This is a genomic window from Paenibacillus aceti (assembly GCF_003614185.1).
GTDB classification, from domain to species: domain Bacteria; phylum Bacillota; class Bacilli; order Paenibacillales; family Paenibacillaceae; genus Fontibacillus; species Fontibacillus aceti.
The window spans coordinates 949,940-976,258 of sequence record NZ_KZ987724.1 but is presented as its reverse complement, the minus strand read 5'-3'; the positions used below and the strand labels follow the sequence as shown (position 1 = coordinate 976,258).

Below are 26,319 nucleotides of genomic sequence, written 5' to 3'. Positions count from 1 at the left end.
ATCTCCCACCTGTATGACCTCTCTAACGAAACTCCAGAACGCTATTTGCCCAAAAACAACGGTAAAATAATTATAACGATACACCATATCGTTATTGAGGTGAGATTCAGGCTTTGAGCCCCAAATTTACTCCAATAGCGTTCCCCAGTTTCGTTACAATTTTCAGAGGCCCTTTTAGGCGTAAATAGCGATACCACGTTTCGTTAGATATAAAAGTAGAAACAAGAGCGAACTTATTAGGCTACCTCTCAAAATGAACCTAGTGAAATAAACGGTAAAATAATAGCTACCACCGCTAAGATGATTCTAAATACGATCTCCTGAAAAGAACCTGTATCAATCCCAATCGGCTTCGGCAATAACCGGAACTTCTTGTTGATCGGCCACAGCAGCGCCACCCCTTGATCATTCAACAGATCGATCAGCGGATGCGAGGCATAGGCAGCTAGAATCGTCCAATAGAAAAATTCCGGCAACGGTGCCAATAGATAACCTAGCAGGACCAGGAATAGCAAGGAATGAGTTAGCGTACGGTGCTTCACGCGGAGCAATTGCAATACCCAGGATAAGGGCAGCAAAATTCGGGCCATAGTTGAACCCTTCTTATCGATATCCGCGAGCGGCCCAACGATGCACCCGATCAGTAACGCCGTTCCCGCTTCCCAGGATATAAGTGGCTGGTTGAAATGAATAATGACGCACTCCGCAGCGACCACCCCTGCCAGTGTATGTGTCTTCTGAAGCATGTAAGAATTCCTCCGTGTCTCTAAGCTGTAATGGATATTATAGCAAAAAAATAGAACTAACAGTTTCATATTTTGCCTTTATACGACTTTTACTTACATTTTTGATCTTATAAGGAGGATGTACCTATTCATATAGAGAAATCAATTATTACCACTTTACGCCTGGTGCGGAGCAGGCTGAAAGTAGGGATTCCGCACAACGGTCGCCAGTGCACAGCGGACGTATAACATAGATATTCTAATTTCAGGGGTTGTTCGACTTTGGAGCTAATCCGCAAGATTGAAGAACTCCGGTTGGAATTAAATAAACTTACTACTTGCAAACTGTCCGACCGGAAAATTGTAATTCTCAGTCAGAAGCTTGACGAATTACTGAACGAGTACCACAGGAATAGCAAGTAAGGATTCAGGGGGGCCGCTTCATGCGGCTCCTTTAAAGCTTTACTACATTAATATCAATGATTGCTTAGAAAGAATCAGAGCAATACGAAGGGGCTGTCTCTAAAGTCGATCTCCCGACTTGAAGACGCCTCTTTTGCGTGCCCAGAAATGTGAACATCCCCATGTTCTGGTCCGATCAATCGGACACGGACATAAATGTCCGTTAGCGTTGATTCTGTGGCATCCCGCTCTTGTAACGGACAATAATGTCCATTACAAGGGAAATAACCGCGAAAAATGGCATTTTTCGCTTCTAAGGGTCAAAAGTGTCCGTTAGAGGAGCGTAGTTGTCGTTTTCATGCTCTAACGGACATTTTTGACCGCTAGATCCGTGGAAGTCCTGACCGTCCATCTCCTACGCTTAATAGATGGTACAATGATCGAAACCGGCGCGATTAAATAATGAGTTTGAGATTGTGGCTGTGGCCCACAAAAAAGTTGGACAACCCCATCATATAAACTAATGAGCTTGTTCTCGCAATTGATCGATCTTTTCGGGAGAGAAACCAGTAGCTGCAGCGATAACCGAGGCTTCCAGCCCCAAGTCAATCATACGTTTGGCAACTTCCTCTTTGCCTTCAATTTTGCCCTTGATCTTTCCTTCGTGTCTTTCTTCTTTTCTTATCTTTCTTAACGTTTGTTCCAAACCCATAATGGCTGTACCTCCCTTCACATTCTTCACAAGTTCTTCAATATGCGTTTCGCCTTCTGGCAACTGGTGCTTCAAAACGTTGGCCATCCATGCCACAAACTTCTGCTGGCTATCATCAGGCAATTGCTGAATCGTATGCATGAGCTTACCCAGTCGATCCAATAGCTGCTCTTGGTCTTCCGTTTGGTCCAGCAAAAACACCGAGCCGATGGTATTGGACAAAGACAGCAGCTCTTCCTCCGTATAGCGAGCCACATCAATAAGTACAGCACGATCGGCACCATCGGCGGTAGTCGGTATGACTTTTTGCGCATTTTTATTATACCGTTTACAGCAAGGGGTTAACAATGAAATGAAAGGGCTGGGATGGGGATACACTATCCCCTCTAATATAGATTAAACTTCCCAAGTATAATAAAAAAAGCTACCCCGCAGAAAATACTTCTGTCAGAGTAGCTTCTTATATATTCGGTGAAATGATGATTGCCAGATGCTAAACGAAATTAGAAGCGAGCTGCGAGTTCAGCAGCGCGTTTGATGCCGTCTTGAACGATCTCTTCGGCGCGGTCCGGGAATTGGTTGTGGCCTTCAACGATCACATTCTCTGTGCTGTTGATTCCCCAGAATGCAAGAGTGTTAGCTACATAATTCAAGGACATTTCCAATGAAGCCATTGGGCCTTCGGAGTAAACGCCGCCACGAGCATGCAGCAATGCTACCTTCTTGCCGTCAATCAGTCCTACAGGGCCTTCTGCTGTATATTTGAAAGTCTTGCCAGCTTGGTTCAAGTAGAACAAGTAAGTCAGAAGTTGTGCAGGAATGGTGAAGTTCCACAATGGGAAAGCAAATACCACTTTATCCGCGTTCAGGAATTGATCGAGATATTGGTTAGCAAGCTCAACTGCCTTGACTTCTTCCGGAGTTGCTTCGATGCCGTTAGCCAGCTTATAGCCTCCGTTGATAAGATCATTATCGTAGTAAGGAAGATTTGCATCAAACACGTTGACTTCCGCAATTTCATCCGCTGGATGAGTTTCCTTGTATGTTTGCAAGAAACTTTCATACAGTTTTACAGTTACCGATTGCTCAACCGGACGGTTGTTAGCTTTTACGAATAATACTTTTGCCATTGATATGATTCCTCCTGGGTCATTTTCTATTTGCCTATCCACTAACTTTTTCTCTAGAGATATCGATAACATAGTAAATTACCCAAGATCATTTGTCAATTGAAGTTTTTGAAATTTTCTATTACTTTTATCACATTTTCGTAGCGAAAGTGCCTGAAATCACTTTCTCTCTGTAGGTTTTGGCCGCTGACACCATATGTGACAAAGCTGCGACAGTTTCTTCCTGGCCCCGGGTTTTCAAACCGCAATCGGGGTTGATCCAGAATAGCTGCGGGTCCAGCACCTCCAAGGCACGGTTGATCAAGGACAGCATCTCCTCTTCGGAAGGAACCCGTGGGCTATGGATATCATAAACGCCAAGACCGATGCCTAGCGGATACGTCTGCTGCTCGAAGCTGCTGATCAATTCTCCATTGCTGCGAGATGTTTCAATCGAGATGACATCAGCATCCAGAGCCTGGATAGAATCGATAATATCCTGAAATTCACAGTAGCACATATGCGTATGGATCTGGGTCGTATCCCGCACTGCACTCGTTGCGATCCGGAACGCGTTGACCGCCCAATCCAAATATTCCTGCCATTCCTCCCGTTTCAGCGGCAGCCCTTCTCTTAAGGCCGGCTCATCCACCTGGATCATCTCGATTCCAGAGCGTTCCAGCGCCTCGACTTCTTCACGCAAGGCCAACGCAATTTGATAGGCGACATTCTTGCGAGGAATATCCGACCGTACGAAGGACCAGTTCAAAATGGTGATCGGCCCGGTCAGCATCCCCTTAACCGGCTTCTGTGTCAGCGATTGAGCATACTTCGTCTCTTTGACAGTCATCGGCTGGTCGAATTCCACATCTCCATAGATGATCGGCGGTTTCACGCAGCGTGTCCCGTACGATTGGACCCACCCGCCGCGGGTAAAGGCAAATCCCGGCAGCTTCTCCCCGAAAAATTCCACCATATCCGTCCGTTCAAATTCACCATGCACAAGTACGTCCAGTCCAATATCCTCCTGAAGGCGAATCCACTTGGCAATTTCGGCCTGAATGAATTGATCGTACCGCTCTGTATCCCATTCGCCTTTGCGCCATTTCTGCCGTGCCGAGCGTACTTCCTTCGTCTGCGGGAAGCTGCCGATGGTCGTGGTCGGAAGGATCGGAAGCTTCCATTTCTGCTCCTGCTTCACCCTGCGCTCTTCGAACTCGCTCTCTCTAACCGCTGGCTGCTGCAATGTTTGCTCCACCGCGCTACGCACATTATGGCGATTACGCACCGGCGCGGCTGCCAACGCCTCCAAAGCACGCTCATTATCTGCGAATAAGCCAGGAATATCGTTTCCCCCAAAAGCTGCCTGCAAACCAACTACCTCATCCAGCTTTTCTTCTGCAAAAGCCAGTGCATCCTTCAGGAGCGGCTCCAGATTCGACTCCCCTTGCAAGCTGACCGGAACATGCAGCAGGCTGCTTGATGGTTGTACGATAATCTGCTCGGCCTGTGGTGCAAGCTGCACGATTTCATCCAACAGCTGTCTAACCACCTTCAGATCACTACGCCAAATATTGCGCCCATCGATCACACCTGCACCTAGTACCTTACCCGCCGGATAGCCAAACTCGCGCAGTGCCGCCAGATTCCCCTCCAAACCATGCACGAAATCCAATCCGATTCCTTGTACCGGCAGAGCAGTTACCTGCTGATAACCAGACACTGGAGCGAAATAGGTTTGCAGCAGAACGGAGATCCCTGGCACTTCCTGAGCAATCGTCTTGTAAATCAGACCAACCTGCTCAATATCTCCGGCTGTCAACTCCGTCACCAGAGCCGGCTCATCGATTTGCACCCAAGCTGCACCTTCTGCCGCAAGCTCACGCAGCACCTCAATATAAAGCGGCAGCAGCTTGTCGATCCAAACGCCGAATTCCCCCTCTGCATATCCTTTGGACAACTTCAGGAACGTATATAAACCGAGCAGCACGGGCCTGCCTTCAATTTGCAATACTTGCTTTGCTTCCCGGTATGCCTCAAGCGGATAATTTACGGTCAACTGTGGCTCTCTACCACCAAGCTCTGGCACAATATAGTGGTAGTTCGTGTTGAACCATTTCGTCATTTCACTCGCTGCCGCCTGTTTATTCCCGCGAGCAATCGCATAATAAGTATCCAACGGCACATTGCCTCCGTCATACTCGAAGCGCTCAGGAACCAACCCGAACATGACCGCCGTATCCAGCACATGATCATAGTAAGTGAAGTCCCCGACCGGAATGACTTCAAGGCCTTTATTTTGCTGCGTCTTCAAATTATCCAGCCGAATCGCTGTCAATCTCTCATGAAGCTCAGGCTCGGCAATCTGCCCGGTCCAATAAGCCTCGATCGCCTTCTTCCACTCCCGGTTTCGTCCAATCCTCGGGTAGCCAAGATTACCGCTTATGATATTGCTCATTTCATCAACCTCCATGAATAATATTTGACGGGATACAGGTTCTCAGACTCCACCAGTTGTAATAAAAAGAGGCTCCCTCTAGGCAATGCTAAAGAGAACCTCTGTATAGATACAATGGCAGTAATCTTTAACACCTCCCTATCCTCCCGTAGGTAATGCAGTGTTGTCAGAACAGGCAGGTCTCCTGGCTCCAGAATCTGCGTCTTCATGCTGCCTTCCCGATATAACCCACATCAGTGGCAATCATCGCATCAGACTTCTCTGTTACAGTGGCGGGACCGCGCCGGTATCACACCGGACTTCCCTTTTAAGCTCCCAATTTATGCGACTAGGAACACCTATCCCCACAATATTAAATTTGAATAAGCAGCTCAAGAGCTGGCCTTTTTGAATCCAATTATTACTTAGCTATCATCTTACATGGCAAAGAAGCACAATACAATAGTAGTCTTATCGGAATTAACTATAACTAGTTATAATTGTCCTGAACCGCCTTCTGCAGCATGCCGATACAGCGGTCCAGATCCGCCTTCACCTGCTTCTTGTACAGCTTGGCCTTATCCCGACCTTCTTCCGTAAAATGATACAGCACGATTTCCTGAAAATCGACGCTGGGATCATTCCCCTTCAATTGCTTGGTCCGATACAGAACCCCTTCCTGCACCAGCTCATGCAATGCGCGGTAAATCTCACTCAGCGGAGGAACATACCCGAACGGCTTAAATTCCTCCTTCATTTCCTCCAGCATCTGATAACCGTATCCCCGCCGCTGCTCCACCTTCGTAATCAGATATAACTTGATATAAGCCCGTTGAGCGATCATAAAAGCCATGGCCGCCACCTCCCTTTTGTTTCCAGTATACCTAAGCTATGAATTTTTCACAATAGCTGGTTTAATACGCTTTTTAAACGGAATAGATTGTTATTAAAGAGGTGGGAATGTTGAATAAGTGCTATAGAAGGTAAGCGGAGGAATTTGATCTTTCTATTATGAATTTTTCATATAGTGAATTTGTAGAAATAGTAGCTCTAGAAATTAATACCCCATTGTGTGCACCTAAACTTAGTACCTTGTATAATTGAGAACAAAACTAATACCCTATTATTACTGCCACCAAAGAGGTCACCCACAGTAATGGAATTGCGCTAATAAGAAAAATATTTAGTGATTTTACCTTTTCCTTTAATAGCCAAGACAAGATTGAACATATTGCAACAGCAACAGGATACAAAGAAACTACAATCATTATCGATATACCCCAAAATGAGATTCCATTATCAAATACCATAAAAGATAATCCCCAAATAAAAAACCAAGGAAGTAAAGTCAATAAATAAAAGCCCTGAATGATAATTAAGTATACTTTCATCGATTCATTCCTTTGTTGTTATTTATTTTCTAGTCAAGCTTTTAAATTGCCGATCTTTCAAATAATGTAATATTCACGAAGTTCGTAAATATAAGAATACAATTGATTCACACGAACATCTCATCAATGACAGGTACGTGTAGGTCAATAATTAGATGTAGCTAAAAGATAGGAAGACAGGTATGTTGTCGCGTTTTGGCGATTTCAAAAGCTTCTTCTGACCAGGGGAACCAATTCACCGGATTATGTGCGTGTTGCAGCAAATATGGTGACTTTTCCTTAGCTAATCTATTGGGTATCTTTTGAGTTGCCATGGGGCATCACCTCTTCGGTGGGATTTTGGTGAAGTATTACTTAGGGTTAGTTTACCCAAAAAGGTGGGAGAAAGCGCAGGTAAAGCAAACAAAGTACCTCCATATGGTATGGGTTACCTGTCATGATTGCTCCCAAGCTTTAACTTAAATATTTTTGTAGAACTCAATCGCCCTTTCTTATAGTACTCAACATAAACTTCACTTCTTTTAATGTTGACTTCATAATAAATACCTAATTTATATCTACACACATGCTCAGGAAGATTTGTTCCGTCAAATGACCAAACATCATCGAACGTTTCTTTAGTTAGAGCTATCAAACGATTCTTATCCTTTATCTTTTCAGAATTTCTATTTGTGGATTTTTTCATTTCTATTGCAATTATATTATTTTGTTCAGGAATCTCGCCACGGCTATGCACTATGATATCACAATTAATAGGTATTACTTCGATGTTTTGATCAATAATGGTCTTTACTTTCCCATTGTTTCTGTTATATTCCACATCCACATGATATTTCGAATAATTAGTTTCTTTAATCTCTTCCTGAAGATATCTCATTAAAGAACCGCATAATGTTCGTTCTGAGACACCACTAAGAATCAAATCCACTTCATTATTTAAGAATTTTTTATTTGCATTTTCAAATATAATAGTTGTATTTTTCATAATTCTCCTTAAAACAGTTAAAAATCCAATTCTTTGAGTATGTAAGTACGCCACTCATTCTCTTCTTTTACTGTCTTAATATATCCTAAATCTCTAAGAGTTTTTTTGAATTTCTCCACCATTTCATAGCCCAGATGATCCGGAGTTCCTTCATATACAAAATTTAGCATTTCCCGAGTATTTGCTTTGCTCCAACCCATATTTCCTGCATTGGAATTTTGTAAAATATAATTGTAAGTATTCACCATATATCTTCTATAATTACCTGACGTAGGATTCTCTTTTTGATTGCGAAACTTAGTTCTCTAATTTTCTGCTCTTCGTTCATAATAAAAAACTCCTTAGATGATAATTATTCCAACCCTGATCCGTGTCATATAAATCGACCTAAAGAACCCTTTCGAATTAACTCTAGCATTATGTTTCCATCTTATTTCAAACAACCATCTATTCTCTCTCTTAATAATATTTCCAATTAATCAAGAGTAGTAGTTTCACTATTCTAATTACTTCTGTTAAGAACGTATTCTAAATCAACACATGTATCATTATAAAAGAGCAACGCATCTTCCACTTTTTCCAAAAATCTCTTTTTAATATTTATTTCTATCATGAAAAAATCTTCAACTAAACTAAACATCGCTTTAAAAGTTCCTATACATACTGAAATAAATAATGCTACTACAGTAAAAGTTACAAAAACACTGGTTGATTCATTGAATTTTGTACTATCAAAAGCTTTAAAAAAGAATACAGCATATTGTGACCAAACTGGTATAAATAACGCTAAAAAAGCACCGGGAGCTAAAAAGGTTGGGGGTTTACTTCGTACGATTTCTTTTTCTAATATTTTAATTGAGCGTTTTGCAGTAATCTGAGGCCTTGAGCCGTAAGGATTTTCGGACATAAAAAAGGGACTTCACCCCAACTTGGAGAAGTTTTCAAGTGACCAAACCCAAAAACCTCAAGGATGGAGGAAGTCACTTTGTATATTCTCCAAGAATGTCTGTTTTCCTTCGAAGAACTTTTAAAAATTCAACCCAAGGAGAGATTGCCGATCTTCTTCAGTTCTCTCGATCTGAGACCGTATGCCAAGGAACTGAGAAGCCGTTCACCCCGAGGCGCTGAGGGATACTGCAGACAAGGTATTCTACGAGCACTCTTGGCTGCGCCGCTTGAAGGAATAAGTACCTTTTCAGGGTTGCATAAGCGTTTGGATACGGATCTCCGGTTTCGTTATCAGTGTGGTCTTCCGCTGGATCGAGAAGCTCCTTCCATATCCACATTAAGCCGAGTTTTCTCAGAACTGACGAGAAAGGACTTGGCAAAACGGCTTTTTGAGGATTTGGTCACACGCTGTCAGCAGGAAGGTATCATAGAAGGCAGTAACGTCGCCATAGACAGCGCCGCTCTCCGCGCTTACGAGAAAAAGCAGCCCAAACGCAAAAGCGAGCAAACGGGTAATGCGAACTGGGGCGCAAAAATTGATTCCTTCGGCAATAAAATCACATGGTTTGGTTACAAAATTCATCTGGCGGTCGATACGAAAAGTGAATTGCCGATCGCCTTGGAAGTAACGCCGGCGCATGTCAATGATGGAGAAATGGCGCCGGGCCTGATCGAGAAAACAGCGTCCAGGACGAGCACACGATTTTTCATACTCGATGCGGGCTACGACCAAATGAAAGTTTATGAGGCCGCCCGCAACGTCAAGGCACAAGCCATCATTCCCCTTAATCTGCGGGGGGAGAAGGAACCGCCTGCTGGCATGACCTCGAACGGAACACCGTGCTGTTCCATGGGTTATGCGATGACATACTGGGGAGTTGACGGCGATATGCATAAATTTCGCTGCCCGCATGCCACGGGTAAAGTCGACTGTCCGCTTGGCATGGCTGCCTGCTCGTCTTCAAACTATGGAATGGTCGTCAAAGTAAATGCGAAGGATGATCTCCGGCGATACAGCATCCCTCATCGGGATACAAAGCGTTGGAAGGAACTTTACAATGAACGAACCAGCGTAGAACGCTGCAACTCCCGATTGAAAACCTATTTGACGGCAGACGCCGCACATGTCCGGGGCATTCAGAAAGTCACAACTCACCAGTATTTGAATGCCATTGTTCTGCTTGCATCTGCGCTCGCCGTTTCTCATCATTCAAAACGGGCTGCCGCTTAAAAAACGAGCTGTTCTAAAATTCTGCAAGTCTGCCCTTTTCTTCACCCATATAATACCATTTTCGAAAATTACCCCTTAACGACAGTGAATATGCTATCGCTTCTTCTCTGAAACGGAATTATGCAAAACACTCAACTTAAAAGAAAGTAGAACATTTTGAACATCAATTAAGCTATCGTGGTATTCCTTAAGTTGTAGTACAGTTTTACTGTAGAGATAAAACATTAGCCCCGATATAATTTCTACTAACAGGCCAGCAGCAGTAGCAATATAAGATATGTCTTTAAATTCATCCATAAAGTAAGAAACAATGAGGCCCCCAGCTATAATTAAAACTCCAAAAGTGCTCATGGTTAATGATGCATAAAAAGATTTTTTATTACTGATTTTCACCAAATCATAATATTCCTCAAGATTTCTTAAATTTATGCTTACTAAGCTATCAAAATATCTATTGGTATTATTACCGGAACTATTTTCAAGTAACTTTTTTTGCATATTCAAGCCTTCTATTTCAGCTTTGATTTTACTTTGTTTCGCATCTGTGAAACTTGCTAAGAAGATAACTCCTCCAAAAACAGTAATAATGATACCGATATATAAGTAAGTATCAATTACTTTTATAATGATTAAAAACCCAATCAAGGTGATTATGGCAAATAACGCTCTTAAGGCAGTGACTGTTTGCTTATCAGATATTTTCTCATGATTTAGCTTAGCTATTCTTGAATTGATATAAGCTAGTTCGAATAACGTTACATCTCCATTATTCTTAACATTTACAGTTTCTACGTCTGAAGTAACTGTATTATTCATCTCGCTCTCCATGTTATCCCCCTTGTATTTCTGCAATTTCCTATAACGTAATGTTGATGAAGTTCATTAATCTAAAGAATACAATTAAATAAATAAACGAACAAACTGGAACTCAAATCGCACCTAAAGATTATGCTCTATTATACTATGAAATGGAAAAATATGACGAACGGTATTCTTTTACTTTCAAACAAAAAGCCTTCGCCAATTCCAATGGCGAAAGCATCTTAAAATTGATTCACGCGAACATCCCATCAGTGGGATGTAACAGACCTGCACTAAATCCAGCCCTGCTCCATCGCATAGCGCGTCAGCTGGACCCGATTCTCCAAATGCAGCTTGTGCATAATATTCTTCAGATGGTTCTTCACCGTTTGATCGGAAATATCGAGATCCTTGGCAATCTCGCGGTTCGTCATCCCTTTGGCCACCAGGTCCAATATTTCACGCTCGCGGTTCGTTAGCGGATGCTGGGCAGTCCGGTTCGGCTTCTGCAGCGAAAATTCCTGTAAAATGCGCATAGCAAGCTCACTCGTCATCGGCGCTTCCTCACTGGCTACCGCGCGAAGGTATTCCAGCCAAATGCCCGGTTCAAGATTCTTCAGCAAATACCCCTGTGCCCCCTGCTTCAAGGCCTCGAACAGATAGGCTACATTATCGGAGACCGTCACGAGTACGATTTTGACATAAGGGAACTTGAGCTTAATTTCTCGGGTTGTCTCCAGCCCGTCCTGGCCCGGCAAGTGAATATCGAGCAGAATCAGATCCGGCATCCACATTTCCGTCTGCAGGACAGCCTCCTCCCCGCTCTCAGCAAATCCGATAATTTCAAAGCTCTCATCCTCCGAGAGAATATCGCCGATCGCCTCGCGGGCATGGGGATGATCATCCACGATCAGTACGCGGGTTCTCGTCATTCTTATGACCTCCTTGAATCGTTATCGTCGTCTCACCGGACATCGATTCCATCGTTAACTTCCATTTCATTTTCTCCGCGCGCTGCTTAATAATCCGCAATCCGTAGCGCTCAGGAGATATGTCCCCTACCGTAAAACCGCTGCCCCGGTCTGTAATTTTCACCTGAAAAGCTCCCTCTTGCTCCATCCCCTGCACGAATATTTCCTGAACCGCGGCATGCTTGCCCGCATTAACGATCGCTTCACGGATACAGGCGAGCAGCTCCAGCTGCTCCTTCGCTGACCACTGCTCTTCCGCCAGCGTCCAGTCCAGATGCAGCCCCAGCTGATACTCATCCGCAATTTGTTGAATCCGCTCTGTAAAGGAGAGCCAATTTCCCTCTGCATCGATATCCGGCGGCAGCTTCAAATCAGATATCGCTTGTCTGACGTAGCGGTTGACGTCCTGAATCGCTCCCCTTAGCTCGTCCAAATTAGCTGCCTCGCCGCTGGAGCGCTGTCTTTTCTCGGCTCGATCCACCTTGACCGACAATAGAAATAGCGATTGAGCTATACCATCATGCAGCTCTCTCGCCAATTGTTCCCGTTCCTCCCAGCTCGCCTTGTGAGCACGCTCCTTCTGCAGCTCCTCTTGCATGCTCTCCAGCTTGCGGAACCATTTATATTGCAAGGTCACACTGATCATGAACAGCAGCACCGGTGTTAAATAATTACCCGCATCCATCGATAAATAAGGCATGAGAAATTGATGCCTCACATACTCCCAAATCCCGATCAGCAGCGTCGGGACGATCAGGATCATCCATTTTAGCTGTCGATACGACATGCTGCACCTCCATTCATAGGGCCCGTGATGCTGCGTTTCGTCAAAGGTGATCCGAGATCGCCCACCCTTGAACTACATCCTCAGGCGCTCCCCAGACCGCTGCTCTTCCTTCTCCTCTTCTTCATAAAAACGAATGCTGATCGCCAGCCCCATACAAATCATATTAATCACCAGCGACGTACCGCCGTAGCTAATGAAGGGCAGCGTAATTCCCGTCAGTGGCATCAGGCCGATGAACATGCCTACATTCTCGAATATTTGATAGAGAAACATCGACACGATCCCCACGATCAGATAAGGTCCGGCTCGTTCCTTGCATTCCAGCGAGATCAGAATCATGCGATGGATCAGCACAAAATAAAGCAGCAGCACGACCGAACTGCCGATAAAGCCGAATTCTTCAGCAATCACGACGAAAATCGAATCAGAGTAGGTAAAAGGAACCCGCTCCGACTGGACATTTTTCCCTTGTAGATAGCCTTCCCCGCTCATTCCTCCGGCTGCGATCGCCATTTTCGCATTCCTCGTATGATAAGCTGCATCATCCGTAGCTAATTCCGGCATCAGCCAGGGATCGATCCGATTGATCCAGTGCTGGCGACCGATATCAACCAGAAACTGATAAATCTCATCATGATGTGTCTTATAGGCTCCAATTCCGCCGATGACGGACGCCACGATTAATGCCGCAGCTATTAAAGCATGAATATATTTCATATTCCCGATCCACAGCATGCCTGCCAGAATCACGAGATAACTCAGCGCATTCCCGAGATCATTCTGCACCATAACGACAGCGAACGGGATGAACGTCACCAGGCACATCGGCACCACATCCCGCCAGAATCCAAGCTTCGGCTTCTGCTTCCAGTTCAACAGATATCCCAGGAAGAGAACCAGGGGCAGCTTGAAGAATTCGGCAGGCTGAAAGCTCATCTGCAGGACTGGAATCGTCATCCAGCCCGTTGCATTATGATAGGTATTGCCTACAAAATTCACGAGCACCAAGAGACCGAGGCCGAGCAAATAAATATACGGCGCCAATTTCAGAATGATCCGGTAATTGATCAAGGAAACCACGCCCAGCACAATGAAGCCTAGAATGTAGTATTTCGCCATTTGCACATGGTACCCATCATAAGCTGTATTCACAGTAGCACTATACAACACCGTAATGCTTATGCCCATGAAGAGCAGCAGAATGAACAGAATAACGAAGTCAAATCTTTTGAACCTATCGAGAAAATACATATCCTCACATCTTCACTGTGGATTTGGTCGAACCGTTCGTTGAAGCCTTCCGGGTGCCAAGACTTAAGGTGAGATATTCTAGAGTTTATATTATCATAATTCATACATTGAAGGGATGATCTGGTACGGAGTTTTTCCGTCCATTAAAAAACAGGACAGATCGATGGAATGATCTGCCCTGTGAGGGTGGGTAAACGAAAGGTAAGTCAAAATGCGAATTACATTACAGCATCTTCACAGCATCTTCTTGATCTCGTCCTTAATCGCTTCGGATTGTGGACCGAATACGACCTGAACTGCGCCTTGACCCAGCCGCATGACACCGGAAGCTCCCAGCTTCTTAAGTGCCGAGTCATTCACGGCCTTATCATCCTTAACGACAAGACGGAGCCGAGTGATGCAAGCATCCACAGACTGGATATTGTCCGGGCCGCCGATTTGCGTCAAGATCTTCGCGGCGCGGCTGTCGGAGGAGGAGACGACATGATCGCCACTTGCCGAATCCGTAACCTCGTCTTCCTCGCTGTCATCTTCCCGTCCGAGCGTCTTCAAGTTGAACTTGACGATAATAATGCGGAACAGGAGATAGTAGAGCAGGAAGAATCCGACACCTACTGGCAGCAGCACCCACGCATTCGTCGACAGCTTCAAGTTGACGAGATAGTCAATCAAGCCGGCAGAAAACGCAAATCCGAGCTTAACATCAAGCAGATACATAAGCAGACCTGACAGACCGGTCAAAATAGCATGCACTACATAGAGCACAGGCGCTACGAACATAAATGCAAACTCAAGCGGTTCAGTAATACCAGTCAGGAACGAAGCGACAGCAGAACCGATAACGAGCGAAGCTACCATTTTACGTTTCGATGGCTTAGCTGTATGGATAAAGGCCAATGCCGCACCAGGCATCGCGAACATCATAATCGGGAAGAAGCCCGTCATGAACATCCCTGCTGATTTATCCCCAGCGAAGAAACGCCATAAGTCACCGTGTACAACCTCGCCAGCTGCATTCGTGAAGTCGCCGATTTGGAACCAGGCGATCGAATTAAGAACATGATGCAGACCGAGCGGGATTAATAGTCGGTTCGCAATACCAAACACTAATGATCCGATGCCGCCAAGTCCGACAACCCAGTTACCAAAGACGCTGATCGCATCCTGAATCGGGCTCCAGATCATACCTGCAAATACGGCGAAGACCATGGTACTTGCCGCCGTAACGATGGGAACAAACCGCTTCCCGGCGAAGAATCCAAGCCAATCCGGCAGTTTGATATTATGGTACTTATTATATAAATAAGCTGCCCATAAACCTGCAAATATACCGCCTAGAACCCCCATATCCAATTTGACATCATCAGCGATAAAAGAGAATACCCCTGGGATTTCGGCCAGTATCTTGGTCAACACCATGTAGGAGATTAGAGCCGATAACGCTGCGACCGCATCCCCGGCAAATCCGATGGCGACGCCGATTGCAAAGATCAAAGCAAGGTTGCCAAATATCGCCTGAGCTCCCGCATTCAGAAAAGTTCCGATGTACTGATTCAGAAAGCCGCCGACTGTATCACCAAAGAGCCAGTGTAGATCCTCCTTGTAATTGATATTCGCAAACCCTTGCAAAATCCCCGCTGCAGGCAGCGTAGCTACCGGAAGCATAAGCGATTTACCTAGCTTTTGGAGTTTTGCTAGCATTGATTAATCATCCTTTCAAATTATAGTGATTTAAGACTTCATAACCGCCTTTAAAATGACATCCTTGCCTGCCGTTACAGGCCCGCTGAGTACCTCCAGGCTCTCGGTCACTTCATCCGCATTGGTTACAATAATGGGTGTGATCGTCGGATATCCCGCTCCAACAATCGTGGCGGTATCGAATTCGATCAGCACTTGACCGGCCTTGACTTGGTCCCCGATATTGACATGTGAAGTGAAGCCTTCCCCCTTCAAGGAAACGGTGTTGATCCCGATATGGAACAGAAATTGCAGTCCAGAGGCATGCTCCAGCATCACGGCATGGTTCGATTTGATCACATGTACGACGGTACCGTCGAAAGGCGAGATCAGCTTGCCCTCTGAAGGCTCAATCGCAACCCCCTTGCCCATATGTCCGGCAGCGAACGCCTCATCCGGCACTTCAGCTAATGGAACTGCTTTTCCTGTTACCGGGGCTAATATGTCGATCTGCTTACTCTCAGTAGATTTCTTTCTCCATTTAGAAAACATGAGTTAAACTCCTCCTAGTCCTGTTGTTAGATGATCCATGGTAACTCCGCTCTAAGTGTCCTAATATGCAGCTATCTTCTATAATCCGACATTCGCACAAGGACTATTCCTATACGGTCCCTCCCAACGTCATCATTATATTGATACCGTTTACAAATCGGCCATGCTTCAAACTTTCGCGGGTAGCAGCCTGCACCCGAATTGCCTTCTACACAGGCGACAAATAAAAAAGAGCCAAGAAAAGAAATCCTAATTGAATAGGACTGCTCTTCTTGGCTCATGCCCACTAAAGTTATGGTAACACGCCAAATTGTGATCCGGTATTTTGTTATGTGACTATCATAAATCAAGCTTCCGGTAACGTCAATAGTAAATTTGAAAGCGCCACTAATATTGGTACGAAACTACGTATCGCTATTTGCCTCAAAAGATGCGATTTAAAAAGCTAACGAAACAGGGGAGCGCTATTGTGAGCAAAAAGGGGCTAAATGACGTATTTTCACCCGAATAACGATAATGGTATTTCGTTAGAGACGCGCACAGGGATGATTAAGCAAGGATGCGGAATAATAAGCAAAAAAGGAAAATGGGGATTTGCTGTGAAAAAGATTTTATCGATCTATGCTACAGATTTACGTGGAATCATTACCAATTGGGCTGCTGCCATTATCCTATCGGGCTTGGTCATCCTCCCTTCGCTCTATGCCTGGTTCAATATCGAAGCTTCCTGGGACCCGTACGGTCAGACATCAGGGATTAAAATCGCGGTCACCAATGAAGATCGGGGCACAACTATGCGCGGACAACCTATAGCACTCGGTCAGGAGATCGTCGATTCCCTGCGCGAGAATCATAATATCGGCTGGGTGTTTACCGATAAGGACAAAGCGATCCGAGGCTTGAAGCTAGGAGACTACTATGCCGTCATCGTCATTCCGACCAATTTCTCGGCGCGAATTGCCACTGTGCTTACCTCGAACCCGGAGAAAGCGGAGATTCAATACTATGTCAACGAGAAGATCAATGCCGTCGCCCCCAAAATAACCGCGAAAGGGGCCAGCTCGGTGATTAGCGAGGTCAGCCGCAATTTTATTAAAACGGCGAACGGAACGATTTTTCGTATTTTTAATGAAATCGGCGTGGAATTAAGGCAGGAGCTGCCTTTGATCAACAATGCCAAGCAAGTCGCTTTTCAGATGGTTCAGCTCTTTCCGGAGATCAATGAGGTGGCCAATATCGCTGTGGCGGATTTGCAAAAAAGCCAGACGATCGTATCCAAGGTGCAAAAAGAACTGCCCTTTGTCGCTGGACTTGCCGAGAAGGGACGGGGCTTGGCGGCCAAGACTTCGGAGTTCTTAACCCGTGGCAAAGATGCCTTACAAGCCGCTGCACCGCTGGCCAAAGAGACGTTAATCCAGCTTAAGCAGATGGCCGAACTGTCCTCGCAGACCGGTAACAATCTGCTGAGCGCGCTGGATCAGGTTGAGGATCTGGGGGAATTGCAGCTTCCTGAGCATTTGCAGGCCAGGCTCATTAAGGCCGCGGAAGGCGCGCGTTCACTCAGTGATCTTTTGAGTAAATTGCAGGATATCACCCCTAACAGCAAACTAAGCGCGGCCATTACCAAATTAAACCGCGTTGAGGCGGATTTCAGGGAATTGGCACAGCTCGTCACAAGCCTATCCAACTCCGCCGATCAAGGCAAGGATGTCACCCGCGCGATCCTTAACAAATTTAACGCCGTCTCCGAACGGGTCTCAGGTGATCTGGATGAACTGATCGGCAGCTTCGACAGCATGATTCTCCCGGCGATGACTGCCGCGCTTGACCAAGCCGATAAAGATGCGAAGCATACAGAAAACATTCTATCCGAAGCCCTGTCCGATCTGCCCGCGGTCAGCGGTATTATTAAGGATGCGAAGAAAGGCCTTGCCACGGCGACGAAGGAGGCCAAAGTCATACGCGCCCATTTACCAGAGGCGGAAAAGAAGCTCAAAGCCGTCACCGATCATATCGCTGCCCTTGAGAAGAAGGGATCTCTTGAAGATCTGATCCAGCTGCTCAGTCTGAACTATTCCAAAGAAAGTGAGTTTTTTGCCGAGCCGGTCGTGCTGAAGGAAACTAGAATGTTCCCGATCCCGAACTATGGATCAGCGATGTCCCCCTTTTTTACAACCTTATCTTTATGGGTGGGCGGTCTGCTGCTCGTCTCCATGCTGACGGTTGAATTCCATGACAAGACAGTTCACGGCGCTCCCATCCGCAGCTATCATGAATACTTCGGGCGCTTTTTCACCTTTTTGACGCTGGCCCTGCTGCAATCCTTGTTCGTTACTGCCGGGGACCTGTGGATTCTGAAGACCTATGCCGCGGAGCCGCTCCGATTCATGCTCTTCGGTATGCTGATCAGTGCTGTGTTCATGCTGATGATCTATACGCTGGTGTCCGTATTCGGCAATGTGGGCAAGGCGTTGTCGATCGTGCTGCTCGTCCTGCAATTGGCTGGCTCTGGCGGTACCTTCCCGATCCAGGTCACCCCGCCCTTTTTCCAGGCGATCTATCCTTACCTGCCCTTCACCTACGGAATTGGCCTGATGCGCGAGGCCGTGGGCGGAAGCGTCGGAGGACTGGTCACCAGAGATATTAGCCTATTGCTCGTGTACGCTGCTCTGTCCATGATACTGGGGCTGGGTCTGAAAAGATTCGTAAACCGCATCTCGGCAAAATGGGTCAAAAAAGCCAAATCAGGGCACTTGATTCATTAAGCTTGGGAGGATACTCGCCCGAATAGTAACAAGGTTTCTTAATTTCTGTTTGATTCGAATTGTACCGTAAGTCTAACGTCTGGCTTCGAACCAACAAGCTAAGTGGCCAGAGTTCGAGCCAGACATCATCTTCTTGTGCACATTCTCGATCAGAGCTTTCATTTGTAGCAATGGTGAGACAATATGATCACTATTTCACTCACTCTTTAATGGAATAACCATATTCCATGTGTTCTTCCCACTGAAATTACCGTCTCCGTCAGATGTAGCTGCATACAAATGAGTGGGACGCCCCGCTTCGAACAGAAGGAAGGGCCTCTCGAAATTCCCCATTTTTCTGATCGATCCATCCTCCCATAAGACCGTCCGGGAATAAGCTTTGGGATGGTCTGCGATCCTCCAATCGAGCCCGTTCTCTGAGAGAGCATATACACCCGCATGTCGCTCGCCGCATACATTACCGGTCATATCTTTGGCAATCATTCTGTATCCATCATCCGCTTTCCAAATGAACGGATCCTCCAGATGGATTTGCGATGGCGGAAAAATAGGCTCATCTCTCAGCGGCCGATAAGGTCCTTCATAATGATCTGCCCATGCTGCACCAAGAGCCATATCACTATATCCATTGCCGACATATCGCCTCGCTTTATAAATCAAAAGAACTGACCCCGACTCGTCCACAAACGGTGCTGGATTCGATGTTAAAAAGCTGTCGAAATGACCTGGCCGTACACCCAGAATTGGTGCGTCCAGGCGTTTCCAGGGACCGTGCACACTTTGGGAAATGGCTAGACCGATTCTTTTATTTGCGCGGGCCACGATGACCCGGGGGTCCTCTAACGTAAGCTCGTCTCCAGGAGATATATCATCAAATGGATGAGTGGCCCCCATATAATAGAGAAGATAATGATCCTTATACTTTACAATAAAAGGGTTATGAACACTCCGGCCATCCCAATATTGAGCACCTCTAGAAGTAAGCACCACTTCCTGGAATTTAAATGGCCCCACAGGTGTATCCGACACGGCAAGAACAATTTCCGATTCCAGAAGCCAGCCAGGATGCATCGGCAAATACTTAGGCCAACGTGATGCAAACATATAATAGCGACCGTCGTCCCCCTTGATAACGGACCCACACCAAATCCAGTAATCCTTCATCACGAATCCACCGTGTATCGGTGCCGGTAATAATCGATCAATAAATCGTTCGTTTTCCATGGTTTAAAGCCCCTTCTAGGTTAGTTTCCCACATCAGTAAGGTCTCGTTCAAATGTCTCCCTCTTGCCGTCTTCATACACCTCGAGCGGTGAGATCGTCACCGAGTAGATTCTCATTAACTCAGTGCCATCGATCTGAACAGCTACAATGGATAGATCCTGTTTGCCAGCCCCTATCGTAAATTCAGTCTCCACTGCTGCATAATCAGTACCTGTTATAATCGGTTCCTGATACATCTTGTCTCCTAGCTCGACCTGAACTACGCCTCCCATTCCATCCAAAGCCTTATATTTAAGTACCAGCTTGACTCTCATGGAATGATTGGCACGGATTTTCCATGTCACACGTTGCTTCGTACTCGTCCAGTGATCGATATATTCATTTCCTTTCTTACCGTCTCCATAACGCATCCCCTCGCTAACTATGGCATCAAAGCTTCTAAACACGTTAATACCCCGTTCACCAATCAGACGCCCCGAACGAACTCGTGGTTCTCCTACTACCTCAACTGCGATAACTGAACAACAGGAGGATGGGGTTGGCGGAGATAGGGGCAGGTCTATGATCCAATCGCAATAATTCAGCCTTCGGGTTACCAAGGCTTTTCGAGAGTTCTCCGATAAAATCCACGCTTTACGGATATGATTCATCAATCCGCCTAGCACCAGCTTTCCATCCTGAGGCCAATCGAACACATGTAGATAGAGCATATTACCTTTTCTTGTGGATTCACCCCATTGATGAACCTCCAACGGTGATCTGCTAGTTCCGTAAATACTCTCTCCGTTCACTTCAAGCCATGCACCTATCTCATGGAGGATAGCGATATCTCGCTCGTCAATGGCTCCATCCCCTTTTGGGCCTAGATTCATAAGCATATTGCCTCCACGCGCCGCGGCTTTCACTAGCAATTGAATGAACTCAGACGCCGGTTTATGACTGTCATCATCTATGGAATAACCGTAGGACTCATTGGTTGTTGGAATGGTCTCCCAATCTCCCTCACAGGGAATAATCTCATGCGCGCGATCTCCGGTGTTCACATAATCCGCAAATGTATCGTAATCTTGTCCGGCGGCCAAACGACCGTTGATCACTATACGATCATCTGCTTTACGAATCGCTTCCAGGATTCTGAGATTTTCGGATAAAGGCAGTTTATGTGGCGTATCAAACCATAAAATATCAGGTTCATACTTATCGATCAGTTCCAAAATTTGGGGAATAGATTTGCGATCCACATAGTAATCCGCTACTCTAGGTACAAGCTCGGGATGTTCGGTGAACCACAGCTTTCCTTCCCCTTCATAGAGTCTAAGATCACCACCAGGATTCGAATATTCCCAGTCATTACCCGGTGCATCCGGGTGTTCCCAATCAAAAGCATGTGAATAGTAGAATCCGTACTTGATGTCGTGTTTTGCACAAGCCTCTTTTAACTCCAGTAATGGATCGCGCTGGAATGGAGTCATACGGATATCATACGGATAAACATCGGAAGGATAGAGGGCAAATCCGTCATGATGCTTGGCTGTAATCACGATATACTTCATTCCCGCCGCTTTGATCAGCTGCACCCAACTCTCTGCATTAAACTTCTGCGGATGAAATTTATCGATAAATGTCTCTTGGTATTCTTGTAGACGAATCTTCTTCGCTCTCATCAAATGTTCCGCATAGCCTTCCGATTTGCTGCCCTTCCATCTTCCCCCCGACAGAGAATACAGTCCCCAGTGTATGAAGCATCCAAATCGAGCTTCCCGCCACCAGGCTATCCGGGACTCCATATTTTCTAGCGATTGGGGCCACCATTCGTGGATAGCACGCTCAATCTCTTGATGATCACGTTCCTCCGCCGATAGATTTACAGGATGAATAACACGTATCGACTTGAGTTCTAGAGGTGAAATTCCGTCAGCCCTCTCCCTCTTCTCATAAAGGCCTTCACATAGAACTGTTGATTTTCCTCTAAAATGATCTTCTACATATAGGATGGCTTGATATCCCTTCGCCACATGTATTGAGTTATAGGTGCTGCTTTCTTTCAGCCCCAGTTCTTTGAAGGAAGATTGTGAATATTCTCCGACCGAAAGTTCCACTTGCCCATCAGGTCCGGTCAATCTCACCGCAGCTTGGACGACATTTTTCATTCCATACCCTCCCGTATTTCAGCTCAATTATGGTATCTGTTCCAGATCTATTATCATCCTTCTGATCCGTATTGTATTTAGAATAACTTCCGCTCCTTTGTACTTTTTTCCGGTAAAAAATATTCATACGTGATGATCAGCCTTGACTCTCAAGCAGTGGGCTGGTTACTCTAAATTTAACATTTTGTAAAATGAGGAGAGGGATATGATGCACGAGATGTCCTCTATGGCAACTATTAAACCTTCGATCCGCGCCGCGCATTATTATTCGTACTCTGGCAGAGTCAAAGAACGGAATCGCTTTGGATATTGCTGTGCTTTTCATCTCATTGACAAAGGAATGGGCACTATTCATATGAACGGTCGCAGCTACCCTCTACGAAAAGGAACCCTGCTATTCATTCCTCCCGGGGTCAATCATTCCTTCAATATTAGCGAATCCCAGCCGATTTCTGCTTACGATATGTATTGCGATTTTTACTCGAAGAAACAGACCCTGATCCACCTCTACTTTGATCCCCCTCGGGATTATGATGAAGATCTGATGTCTGTAGTTGAAGATAAAAAGGTGCTTAACTCATTAATGGGAGTGATCCAGTTATCGGGGTACCCTGAAATGATACAGACCTTTATCCAAATCATAAGGTTAAATCGAGTAGCTATTCATTTTAAGGACGAGATTGTCAATAGCCTGCTGTACAGCTGGATTCTCCAGTTAGCCAATCTGAAGCTATCCGATAATATTCCAGATTACCGAATTCAGAAAATCATCGACTTGATGGAGCAGTTTCCTGGAGGACATCCGCCCTACCAGCATTGGCTTGAGCTGTGCCAATTAAAGAAATCGCAATTTTACAGCTTGTTCAAACAAATGACGGGACTTTCCCCGAACGAATACCTTGTCCGTATTAAGATGCACCGAGCTTACGCCATGATCCATGAGACGGATCAATCCATCACCTCTGTAGCAGAAAGCCTGGGCTATTCAAGTATCCATTACTTTTCCAAGCAATTTTCAGACTATTTCGGCCTCCCACCGTCAGAGCTTCGAAAGAAATAAGTAACATCTAAGAGCAATTATGGGTCGCAAATATGCCAATAAAAAACCGCCTGCTGAAATGAAGTTCAACAGGCGGTTTTTTATTGGGAAGCAGAGCGGTATATGGAATCGTTCTAACGAAACTATGTATCGTTATTTGCGGCAAATTCAGGCCTTTAGCGGCTTATTGGGCAGAATAGCGATGCCCTGTTTCGTTACATTTTTGCAGAGCCTGTTTTGGCATAAATAACGATATGGTGTTTCGTTAGACTTCCTCTCAAGGTTTGCTGGGGCGGACCTTGCGGGTGGCCGAGGCCTGGAGCGGATCATCCGGCCAATAATGCTTCGGATAGCGACCCTTCAGATCCTTTTTGATCTCAAAATAAGTGCCGCTCCAGAAGCTGCGCAAATCCGAGGTCACCTGGACCGGACGGTTGGCGGGCGACAACAAGTGCAGTGTAATCGGGATACGTCCATAGCCGATGCGCGGCGTCTCCATCATGCCGAACACCTCCTGCAGACGGACCGAAACATAAGGCGCCTGCGGGCCTTCATATTGAATCGGTATCCTCGAGCCGCTCGGTACTTGCAGATGGGTAGGCACTTCTGCCTGCAGTTCCTGCATGCGCTCCCAGCCGAGCATATTCTCAAGGATTATATACATGGAGAGATTCTGCAGCTCCGATCTCTTGCGCATCCCGCTGACATAAGGAGCGAGCCAATCATGAACATTGGCAGTCAGCGCCTCACTTCTTAGATCCGGCCAGGAAGGATCGAGGCGACGTAGGAATTCGACCCGCGCTTGCAATTGCTTTGACTTGGCATTCCAGGGCAGCAATACATCGATTTGCTCGGCCACCGCGGCGAGCAGCGCTTCCGTAATCCGCTCTGGCGTCGGATGTGGGTCAGGCCTGTCTTGCAGTAGAATCGCTCCTAAAGTCAGACGACGGCGCACCTGTACTGTACCGGTCTGTTCATTCCAATCTGCACGAGCGCCCTCCTCCATCTGTTCCCGGTAAAATTGATGTAGATGCTCTTCCGACAGTGGAGCGGCCAGCAGTATCCGCCCCTCTGCTCCCTCATCATCCACCTCGGCGATGGCAAGGAAGGGTTCTTCCCCCAGCAGCTGACGGGTGCGGAACGCGGCTCCACGACCGGAACGCAGCAAATACCTGCCGTCCGACCGCCGCTGTGCGATCCGATCTGGATAGGCCAAAGACACAAGCAGGCCGCAATACGATTGCCAATCCTCCTGTGCAGCCTGTTCGGCAAGGCACAGCTTATGAAGCTGTCGCTCCCATTGGCTGCTCACTTGTAGCAGGCGCTGCAAGGCGGAGCGATCCACATCCGCGTGGCGAGAGGGGCCGCTGCCCGCTTCGCCGCTGGTCATGACCAGCGATAAGCGGCTGCGAAGATCGCTGTCCTGGGCTGCGGCCTGACCGCGGAACAGGTCGCGCTCTTCGAGCAGCGCGGCCAGACGGCAGGCCGCGCGGGAGAGGCCCAGCGGGACAGCGCGTAGCAGCATATGCGCAAGGCGCGGATGCAGGCCGAGCTGGGCCATTTGGCGGCCGTGCGGCGTGATCACGCCGGCCGCATCGAAGGCGCCGAGCTGGCGCAGCAGCCCGGCGGCCTGGCGGTATGGAGCGGCTGGCGGCACGTCCAGCCAGCGCAGCTCCTCTGGGCTGGCGCCCCAGGCAGCCAGCTCTAATGCAAGCGGCGTCAGGTCCGCTTCCAGCATTTCCGGCGGCGTGGCAGGCGCCAGCAGGCGGTGTTCCGCCTCGCTCCAGAGGCGGTAGCACACGCCTGGAGCGAGGCGGCCGGCCCGGCCGCGACGCTGGTCGGCGGAGTCGCGGGCCGCGCGCATCGTCGCCAGCCGGCTCATGCCGGTGCGCGGAGAGAACAAGGCGGTACGACGCAGGCCGCTGTCGATGACGACCGTGATCCCGGACACAGTCAGGCTGGACTCGGCGATCGACGTCGCCAGCACGATTTTGCGCTTCCCTGGAGGCGGTGCAGCAATCGCCTGTTGCTGCAGCTCCTGCGGCAGCGCCCCATACAGGGGGGTCAGTATACAATCGCTGCCCACCCTCGGCTCCAGCGCGCTTAGCACGCGACGGATCTCGCCAGCCCCGGGCAGGAATACGAGCAAGCTGCCCGAATGGGCGCTCAGCGCATGCTGTACAACGCGGGACACCGCCGCTTCCAGCGGCTCATTCGCTCCCTGGGGCATATACTTCGTCTCCACGGGATACATGCTTCCTTGGCAGTCAATCACCGGAGCATCTTCCAGCAGCCCGGCCACCGCAGCTGCGTCCAATGTAGCCGACATCACCAGAATACGCAGGTCCTCCCGCAGCAAAGAACGGCTCTGCATAGCCAGAGCTAATCCGAGGTCTGCGTGCAGACTGCGTTCGTGGAATTCATCAAATATAATTAGCCCGACTCCGTCCAAACCCGGATCATTCTGCAGCATTCGCGTCAGAATTCCTTCCGTCACAACGGTAATTCTCGTCCGGGCCGACACGCGGCTCTCCGTGCGGATCCGATAACCTACCGTCTCACCAACCTGTTCCCCCAATTGCTGCGCCATATAGACAGCCGCCGCACGCGCAGCCAGCCGCCTGGGCTCCAGCATAATGATCTGCTGACCATCCAGCCACGCTTCATTCAGCAGGGCCAGCGGTGTCCGCGTCGTCTTCCCCGCTCCCGGCTCCGCCGTCAGCACAGCCCGTCCGAATACTTTTAACTTCTCTATTAACAACGGCAATACTTCATCGATTGGTATCGTTTCTCTATTCTGCATAACTAACTCCTGTACGTTCAATTTCTCATTTTTGCTACTTAATCGATTCGGACTAACCTTTACTACCAAACAAGGCCCAATCCAACCATTTTTCCCTTACTCACTACCCTATATCATCTATAGCGTATAAAATTCACTTACAGTGCGCAAGCTCTCATTCTTTTTGTTTGCTAACGGAACTTAAGCAGGGATTACATAGATCTGATTCCGCCCGGACTGACTAAGAAGGTTGACAGTAGAGGACAGTAGAGGACAATTCCTGCAAATATGCAGGCTTTAACACTCAAATCCCCCATTTTTAGAAAATACCTGCAAAACTGCAGGCTTTTCCTCATATTTCTTTGAAATCAGGCCGA

The 26,319-nt window shown here is 47.1% G+C and carries 21 protein-coding genes, 1 pseudogene and 1 riboswitch; of the genes and pseudogenes, 4 read left to right on the top strand and 18 right to left on the bottom strand.

Features of this window, described 5'->3' with window-relative positions:
- Nucleotides 1-248: 248 nt before the first annotated feature.
- Entirely contained in the window at nt 249-746 is a 498-nt protein-coding gene (locus BFJ94_RS04435; RefSeq protein WP_120461572.1) for a metal-dependent hydrolase, read from the bottom strand.
- 261 nt (nt 747-1,007) lie between these two features.
- On the opposite strand from BFJ94_RS04435, the gene BFJ94_RS04430 reads away from it, so the two are divergent.
- A complete protein-coding gene (locus tag BFJ94_RS04430) occupies nt 1,008-1,148 on the top strand; it encodes an aspartyl-phosphate phosphatase Spo0E family protein (protein ID WP_120461570.1) in 141 nt (46 codons plus the stop codon).
- A gap of 499 nt (nt 1,149-1,647) precedes the next feature.
- Here BFJ94_RS04430 and BFJ94_RS04425 read toward each other — a convergent pair whose 3' ends face one another.
- From BFJ94_RS04425 to BFJ94_RS04385, 8 genes and pseudogenes are all read right to left on the bottom strand, one after another.
- Nucleotides 1,648-2,217 carry an RpnC/YadD family protein gene (locus BFJ94_RS04425; protein WP_162944163.1) on the bottom strand — a complete coding sequence of 190 codons (570 nt, stop codon included), beginning with the start codon at nt 2,215-2,217 and terminating at the stop codon, nt 1,648-1,650.
- 125 nt (nt 2,218-2,342) lie between these two features.
- On the bottom strand, nt 2,343-2,969 hold the full coding sequence (locus tag BFJ94_RS04420; RefSeq protein ID WP_120461566.1) for an FMN-dependent NADH-azoreductase: 627 nt from the start codon (nt 2,967-2,969) through the stop codon (nt 2,343-2,345).
- A gap of 130 nt (nt 2,970-3,099) precedes the next feature.
- Complete coding sequence (metE, locus tag BFJ94_RS04415) at nt 3,100-5,406, bottom strand: 5-methyltetrahydropteroyltriglutamate--homocysteine S-methyltransferase (protein ID WP_120461564.1); 2,307 nt, start codon at nt 5,404-5,406, stop codon at nt 3,100-3,102.
- A 157-nt stretch (nt 5,407-5,563) separates the two neighbouring features.
- Nucleotides 5,564-5,763: riboswitch (cobalamin riboswitch) on the bottom strand.
- 112 nt (nt 5,764-5,875) lie between these two features.
- The gene (locus BFJ94_RS04410; protein WP_120461562.1) at nt 5,876-6,238 is read right to left on the bottom strand and encodes a replication termination protein; all 363 of its coding nucleotides are present in this window, start codon (nt 6,236-6,238) and stop codon (nt 5,876-5,878) included.
- 695 nt (nt 6,239-6,933) lie between these two features.
- A pseudogene (locus BFJ94_RS04400) lies at nt 6,934-7,090 on the bottom strand (DUF255 domain-containing protein); the annotation flags it as partial.
- A 113-nt stretch (nt 7,091-7,203) separates the two neighbouring features.
- Nucleotides 7,204-7,761 carry a hypothetical protein gene (locus tag BFJ94_RS04395; protein WP_120461558.1) on the bottom strand — a complete coding sequence of 186 codons (558 nt, stop codon included), beginning with the start codon at nt 7,759-7,761 and terminating at the stop codon, nt 7,204-7,206.
- A 17-nt stretch (nt 7,762-7,778) separates the two neighbouring features.
- Nucleotides 7,779-8,009: a hypothetical protein gene (locus BFJ94_RS04390; RefSeq protein ID WP_162944161.1), complete on the bottom strand. Its 231-nt coding sequence runs from the start codon at nt 8,007-8,009 to the stop codon at nt 7,779-7,781.
- A gap of 254 nt (nt 8,010-8,263) precedes the next feature.
- The gene (locus BFJ94_RS04385) at nt 8,264-8,668 is read right to left on the bottom strand and encodes an RNA-dependent RNA polymerase family protein (protein WP_120461554.1); all 405 of its coding nucleotides are present in this window, start codon (nt 8,666-8,668) and stop codon (nt 8,264-8,266) included.
- Nucleotides 8,669-8,746: 78 nt separating this feature from the next.
- Here BFJ94_RS04385 and BFJ94_RS04380 point away from each other — a divergent pair, with 78 nt between their 5' ends.
- Entirely contained in the window at nt 8,747-9,940 is a 1,194-nt protein-coding gene (locus tag BFJ94_RS04380) for a transposase (protein ID WP_016311143.1), read from the top strand.
- Between the two features lie 93 nt (nt 9,941-10,033).
- On the opposite strand, the gene BFJ94_RS04375 is transcribed toward BFJ94_RS04380, so the two are convergent.
- From BFJ94_RS04375 to BFJ94_RS04350, 6 genes are all read right to left on the bottom strand, one after another.
- Nucleotides 10,034-10,768, bottom strand: a complete 735-nt coding sequence (locus tag BFJ94_RS04375) for a TRADD-N-associated membrane domain-containing protein (protein ID WP_120461552.1) — start codon at nt 10,766-10,768, stop codon at nt 10,034-10,036.
- Between the two features lie 266 nt (nt 10,769-11,034).
- Complete coding sequence (locus tag BFJ94_RS04370; RefSeq protein WP_120461550.1) at nt 11,035-11,673, bottom strand: response regulator; 639 nt, start codon at nt 11,671-11,673, stop codon at nt 11,035-11,037.
- Nucleotides 11,642-12,499, bottom strand: a complete 858-nt coding sequence (locus tag BFJ94_RS04365; RefSeq protein ID WP_120461548.1) for a sensor histidine kinase — start codon at nt 12,497-12,499, stop codon at nt 11,642-11,644. Before BFJ94_RS04365 ends, BFJ94_RS04370 begins: the two co-directional genes overlap by 32 nt.
- Nucleotides 12,500-12,571: 72 nt before the next feature.
- Nucleotides 12,572-13,750 carry an FtsW/RodA/SpoVE family cell cycle protein gene (locus BFJ94_RS04360; RefSeq protein ID WP_120461546.1) on the bottom strand — a complete coding sequence of 393 codons (1,179 nt, stop codon included), beginning with the start codon at nt 13,748-13,750 and terminating at the stop codon, nt 12,572-12,574.
- A 234-nt stretch (nt 13,751-13,984) separates the two neighbouring features.
- Nucleotides 13,985-15,451 (bottom strand): PTS transporter subunit EIIC, encoded by a 1,467-nt coding sequence (locus BFJ94_RS04355; protein ID WP_120461544.1) that lies wholly within the window; start codon nt 15,449-15,451, stop codon nt 13,985-13,987.
- Between the two features lie 30 nt (nt 15,452-15,481).
- The gene (locus BFJ94_RS04350; RefSeq protein WP_120461542.1) at nt 15,482-15,982 is read right to left on the bottom strand and encodes a PTS sugar transporter subunit IIA; all 501 of its coding nucleotides are present in this window, start codon (nt 15,980-15,982) and stop codon (nt 15,482-15,484) included.
- Nucleotides 15,983-16,581: 599 nt separating this feature from the next.
- Between BFJ94_RS04350 and BFJ94_RS04345 the strand changes: the two genes are divergently transcribed.
- The gene (locus BFJ94_RS04345; protein WP_120465084.1) at nt 16,582-18,747 is read left to right on the top strand and encodes a YhgE/Pip domain-containing protein; all 2,166 of its coding nucleotides are present in this window, start codon (nt 16,582-16,584) and stop codon (nt 18,745-18,747) included.
- A gap of 195 nt (nt 18,748-18,942) precedes the next feature.
- On the opposite strand, the gene BFJ94_RS04340 is transcribed toward BFJ94_RS04345, so the two are convergent.
- Both BFJ94_RS04340 and BFJ94_RS04335 read right to left on the bottom strand, forming a co-directional pair.
- Nucleotides 18,943-19,971 carry a glycoside hydrolase family protein gene (locus BFJ94_RS04340; RefSeq protein WP_120461540.1) on the bottom strand — a complete coding sequence of 343 codons (1,029 nt, stop codon included), beginning with the start codon at nt 19,969-19,971 and terminating at the stop codon, nt 18,943-18,945.
- Nucleotides 19,972-19,991: 20 nt separating this feature from the next.
- The gene (locus tag BFJ94_RS04335) at nt 19,992-22,121 is read right to left on the bottom strand and encodes an alpha-L-fucosidase (protein WP_120461538.1); all 2,130 of its coding nucleotides are present in this window, start codon (nt 22,119-22,121) and stop codon (nt 19,992-19,994) included.
- Between the two features lie 226 nt (nt 22,122-22,347).
- Here BFJ94_RS04335 and BFJ94_RS04330 point away from each other — a divergent pair, with 226 nt between their 5' ends.
- Complete coding sequence (locus BFJ94_RS04330; RefSeq protein WP_162944159.1) at nt 22,348-23,181, top strand: AraC family transcriptional regulator; 834 nt, start codon at nt 22,348-22,350, stop codon at nt 23,179-23,181.
- A gap of 256 nt (nt 23,182-23,437) precedes the next feature.
- Here the strand turns inward: BFJ94_RS04330 and hrpB are convergent, their stop codons facing one another.
- Complete coding sequence (gene hrpB / locus BFJ94_RS04325; RefSeq protein ID WP_120461534.1) at nt 23,438-25,963, bottom strand: ATP-dependent helicase HrpB; 2,526 nt, start codon at nt 25,961-25,963, stop codon at nt 23,438-23,440.
- Nucleotides 25,964-26,319: the final 356 nt, after the last annotated feature.

Excerpts from the sequence above, each read along its gene's own strand:
- BFJ94_RS04435 (WP_120461572.1), bottom strand. The coding sequence starts at position 746 with ATGCTTCAGAAGACACATACACTGGCAGGGGTGGTCGCTGCGGAGTGC.
- BFJ94_RS04420 (WP_120461566.1), bottom strand. The coding sequence starts at position 2,969 with ATGGCAAAAGTATTATTCGTAAAAGCTAACAACCGTCCGGTTGAGCAA.
- metE (WP_120461564.1), bottom strand. The coding sequence starts at position 5,406 with ATGAGCAATATCATAAGCGGTAATCTTGGCTACCCGAGGATTGGACGA.
- BFJ94_RS04410 (WP_120461562.1), bottom strand. The coding sequence starts at position 6,238 with ATGGCTTTTATGATCGCTCAACGGGCTTATATCAAGTTATATCTGATT.
- BFJ94_RS04395 (WP_120461558.1), bottom strand. The coding sequence starts at position 7,761 with ATGAAAAATACAACTATTATATTTGAAAATGCAAATAAAAAATTCTTA.
- BFJ94_RS04390 (WP_162944161.1), bottom strand. The coding sequence starts at position 8,009 with ATGGTGAATACTTACAATTATATTTTACAAAATTCCAATGCAGGAAAT.
- BFJ94_RS04385 (WP_120461554.1), bottom strand. The coding sequence starts at position 8,668 with ATGTCCGAAAATCCTTACGGCTCAAGGCCTCAGATTACTGCAAAACGC.
- BFJ94_RS04375 (WP_120461552.1), bottom strand. The coding sequence starts at position 10,768 with ATGGAGAGCGAGATGAATAATACAGTTACTTCAGACGTAGAAACTGTA.
- BFJ94_RS04370 (WP_120461550.1), bottom strand. The coding sequence starts at position 11,673 with ATGACGAGAACCCGCGTACTGATCGTGGATGATCATCCCCATGCCCGC.
- BFJ94_RS04365 (WP_120461548.1), bottom strand. The coding sequence starts at position 12,499 with ATGTCGTATCGACAGCTAAAATGGATGATCCTGATCGTCCCGACGCTG.
- BFJ94_RS04360 (WP_120461546.1), bottom strand. The coding sequence starts at position 13,750 with ATGTATTTTCTCGATAGGTTCAAAAGATTTGACTTCGTTATTCTGTTC.
- BFJ94_RS04355 (WP_120461544.1), bottom strand. The coding sequence starts at position 15,451 with ATGCTAGCAAAACTCCAAAAGCTAGGTAAATCGCTTATGCTTCCGGTA.
- BFJ94_RS04350 (WP_120461542.1), bottom strand. The coding sequence starts at position 15,982 with ATGTTTTCTAAATGGAGAAAGAAATCTACTGAGAGTAAGCAGATCGAC.
- BFJ94_RS04340 (WP_120461540.1), bottom strand. The coding sequence starts at position 19,971 with ATGGAAAACGAACGATTTATTGATCGATTATTACCGGCACCGATACAC.
- BFJ94_RS04335 (WP_120461538.1), bottom strand. The coding sequence starts at position 22,121 with ATGAAAAATGTCGTCCAAGCTGCGGTGAGATTGACCGGACCTGATGGG.
- BFJ94_RS04330 (WP_162944159.1), top strand. The coding sequence starts at position 22,348 with ATGGCAACTATTAAACCTTCGATCCGCGCCGCGCATTATTATTCGTAC.
- hrpB (WP_120461534.1), bottom strand. The coding sequence starts at position 25,963 with ATGCAGAATAGAGAAACGATACCAATCGATGAAGTATTGCCGTTGTTA.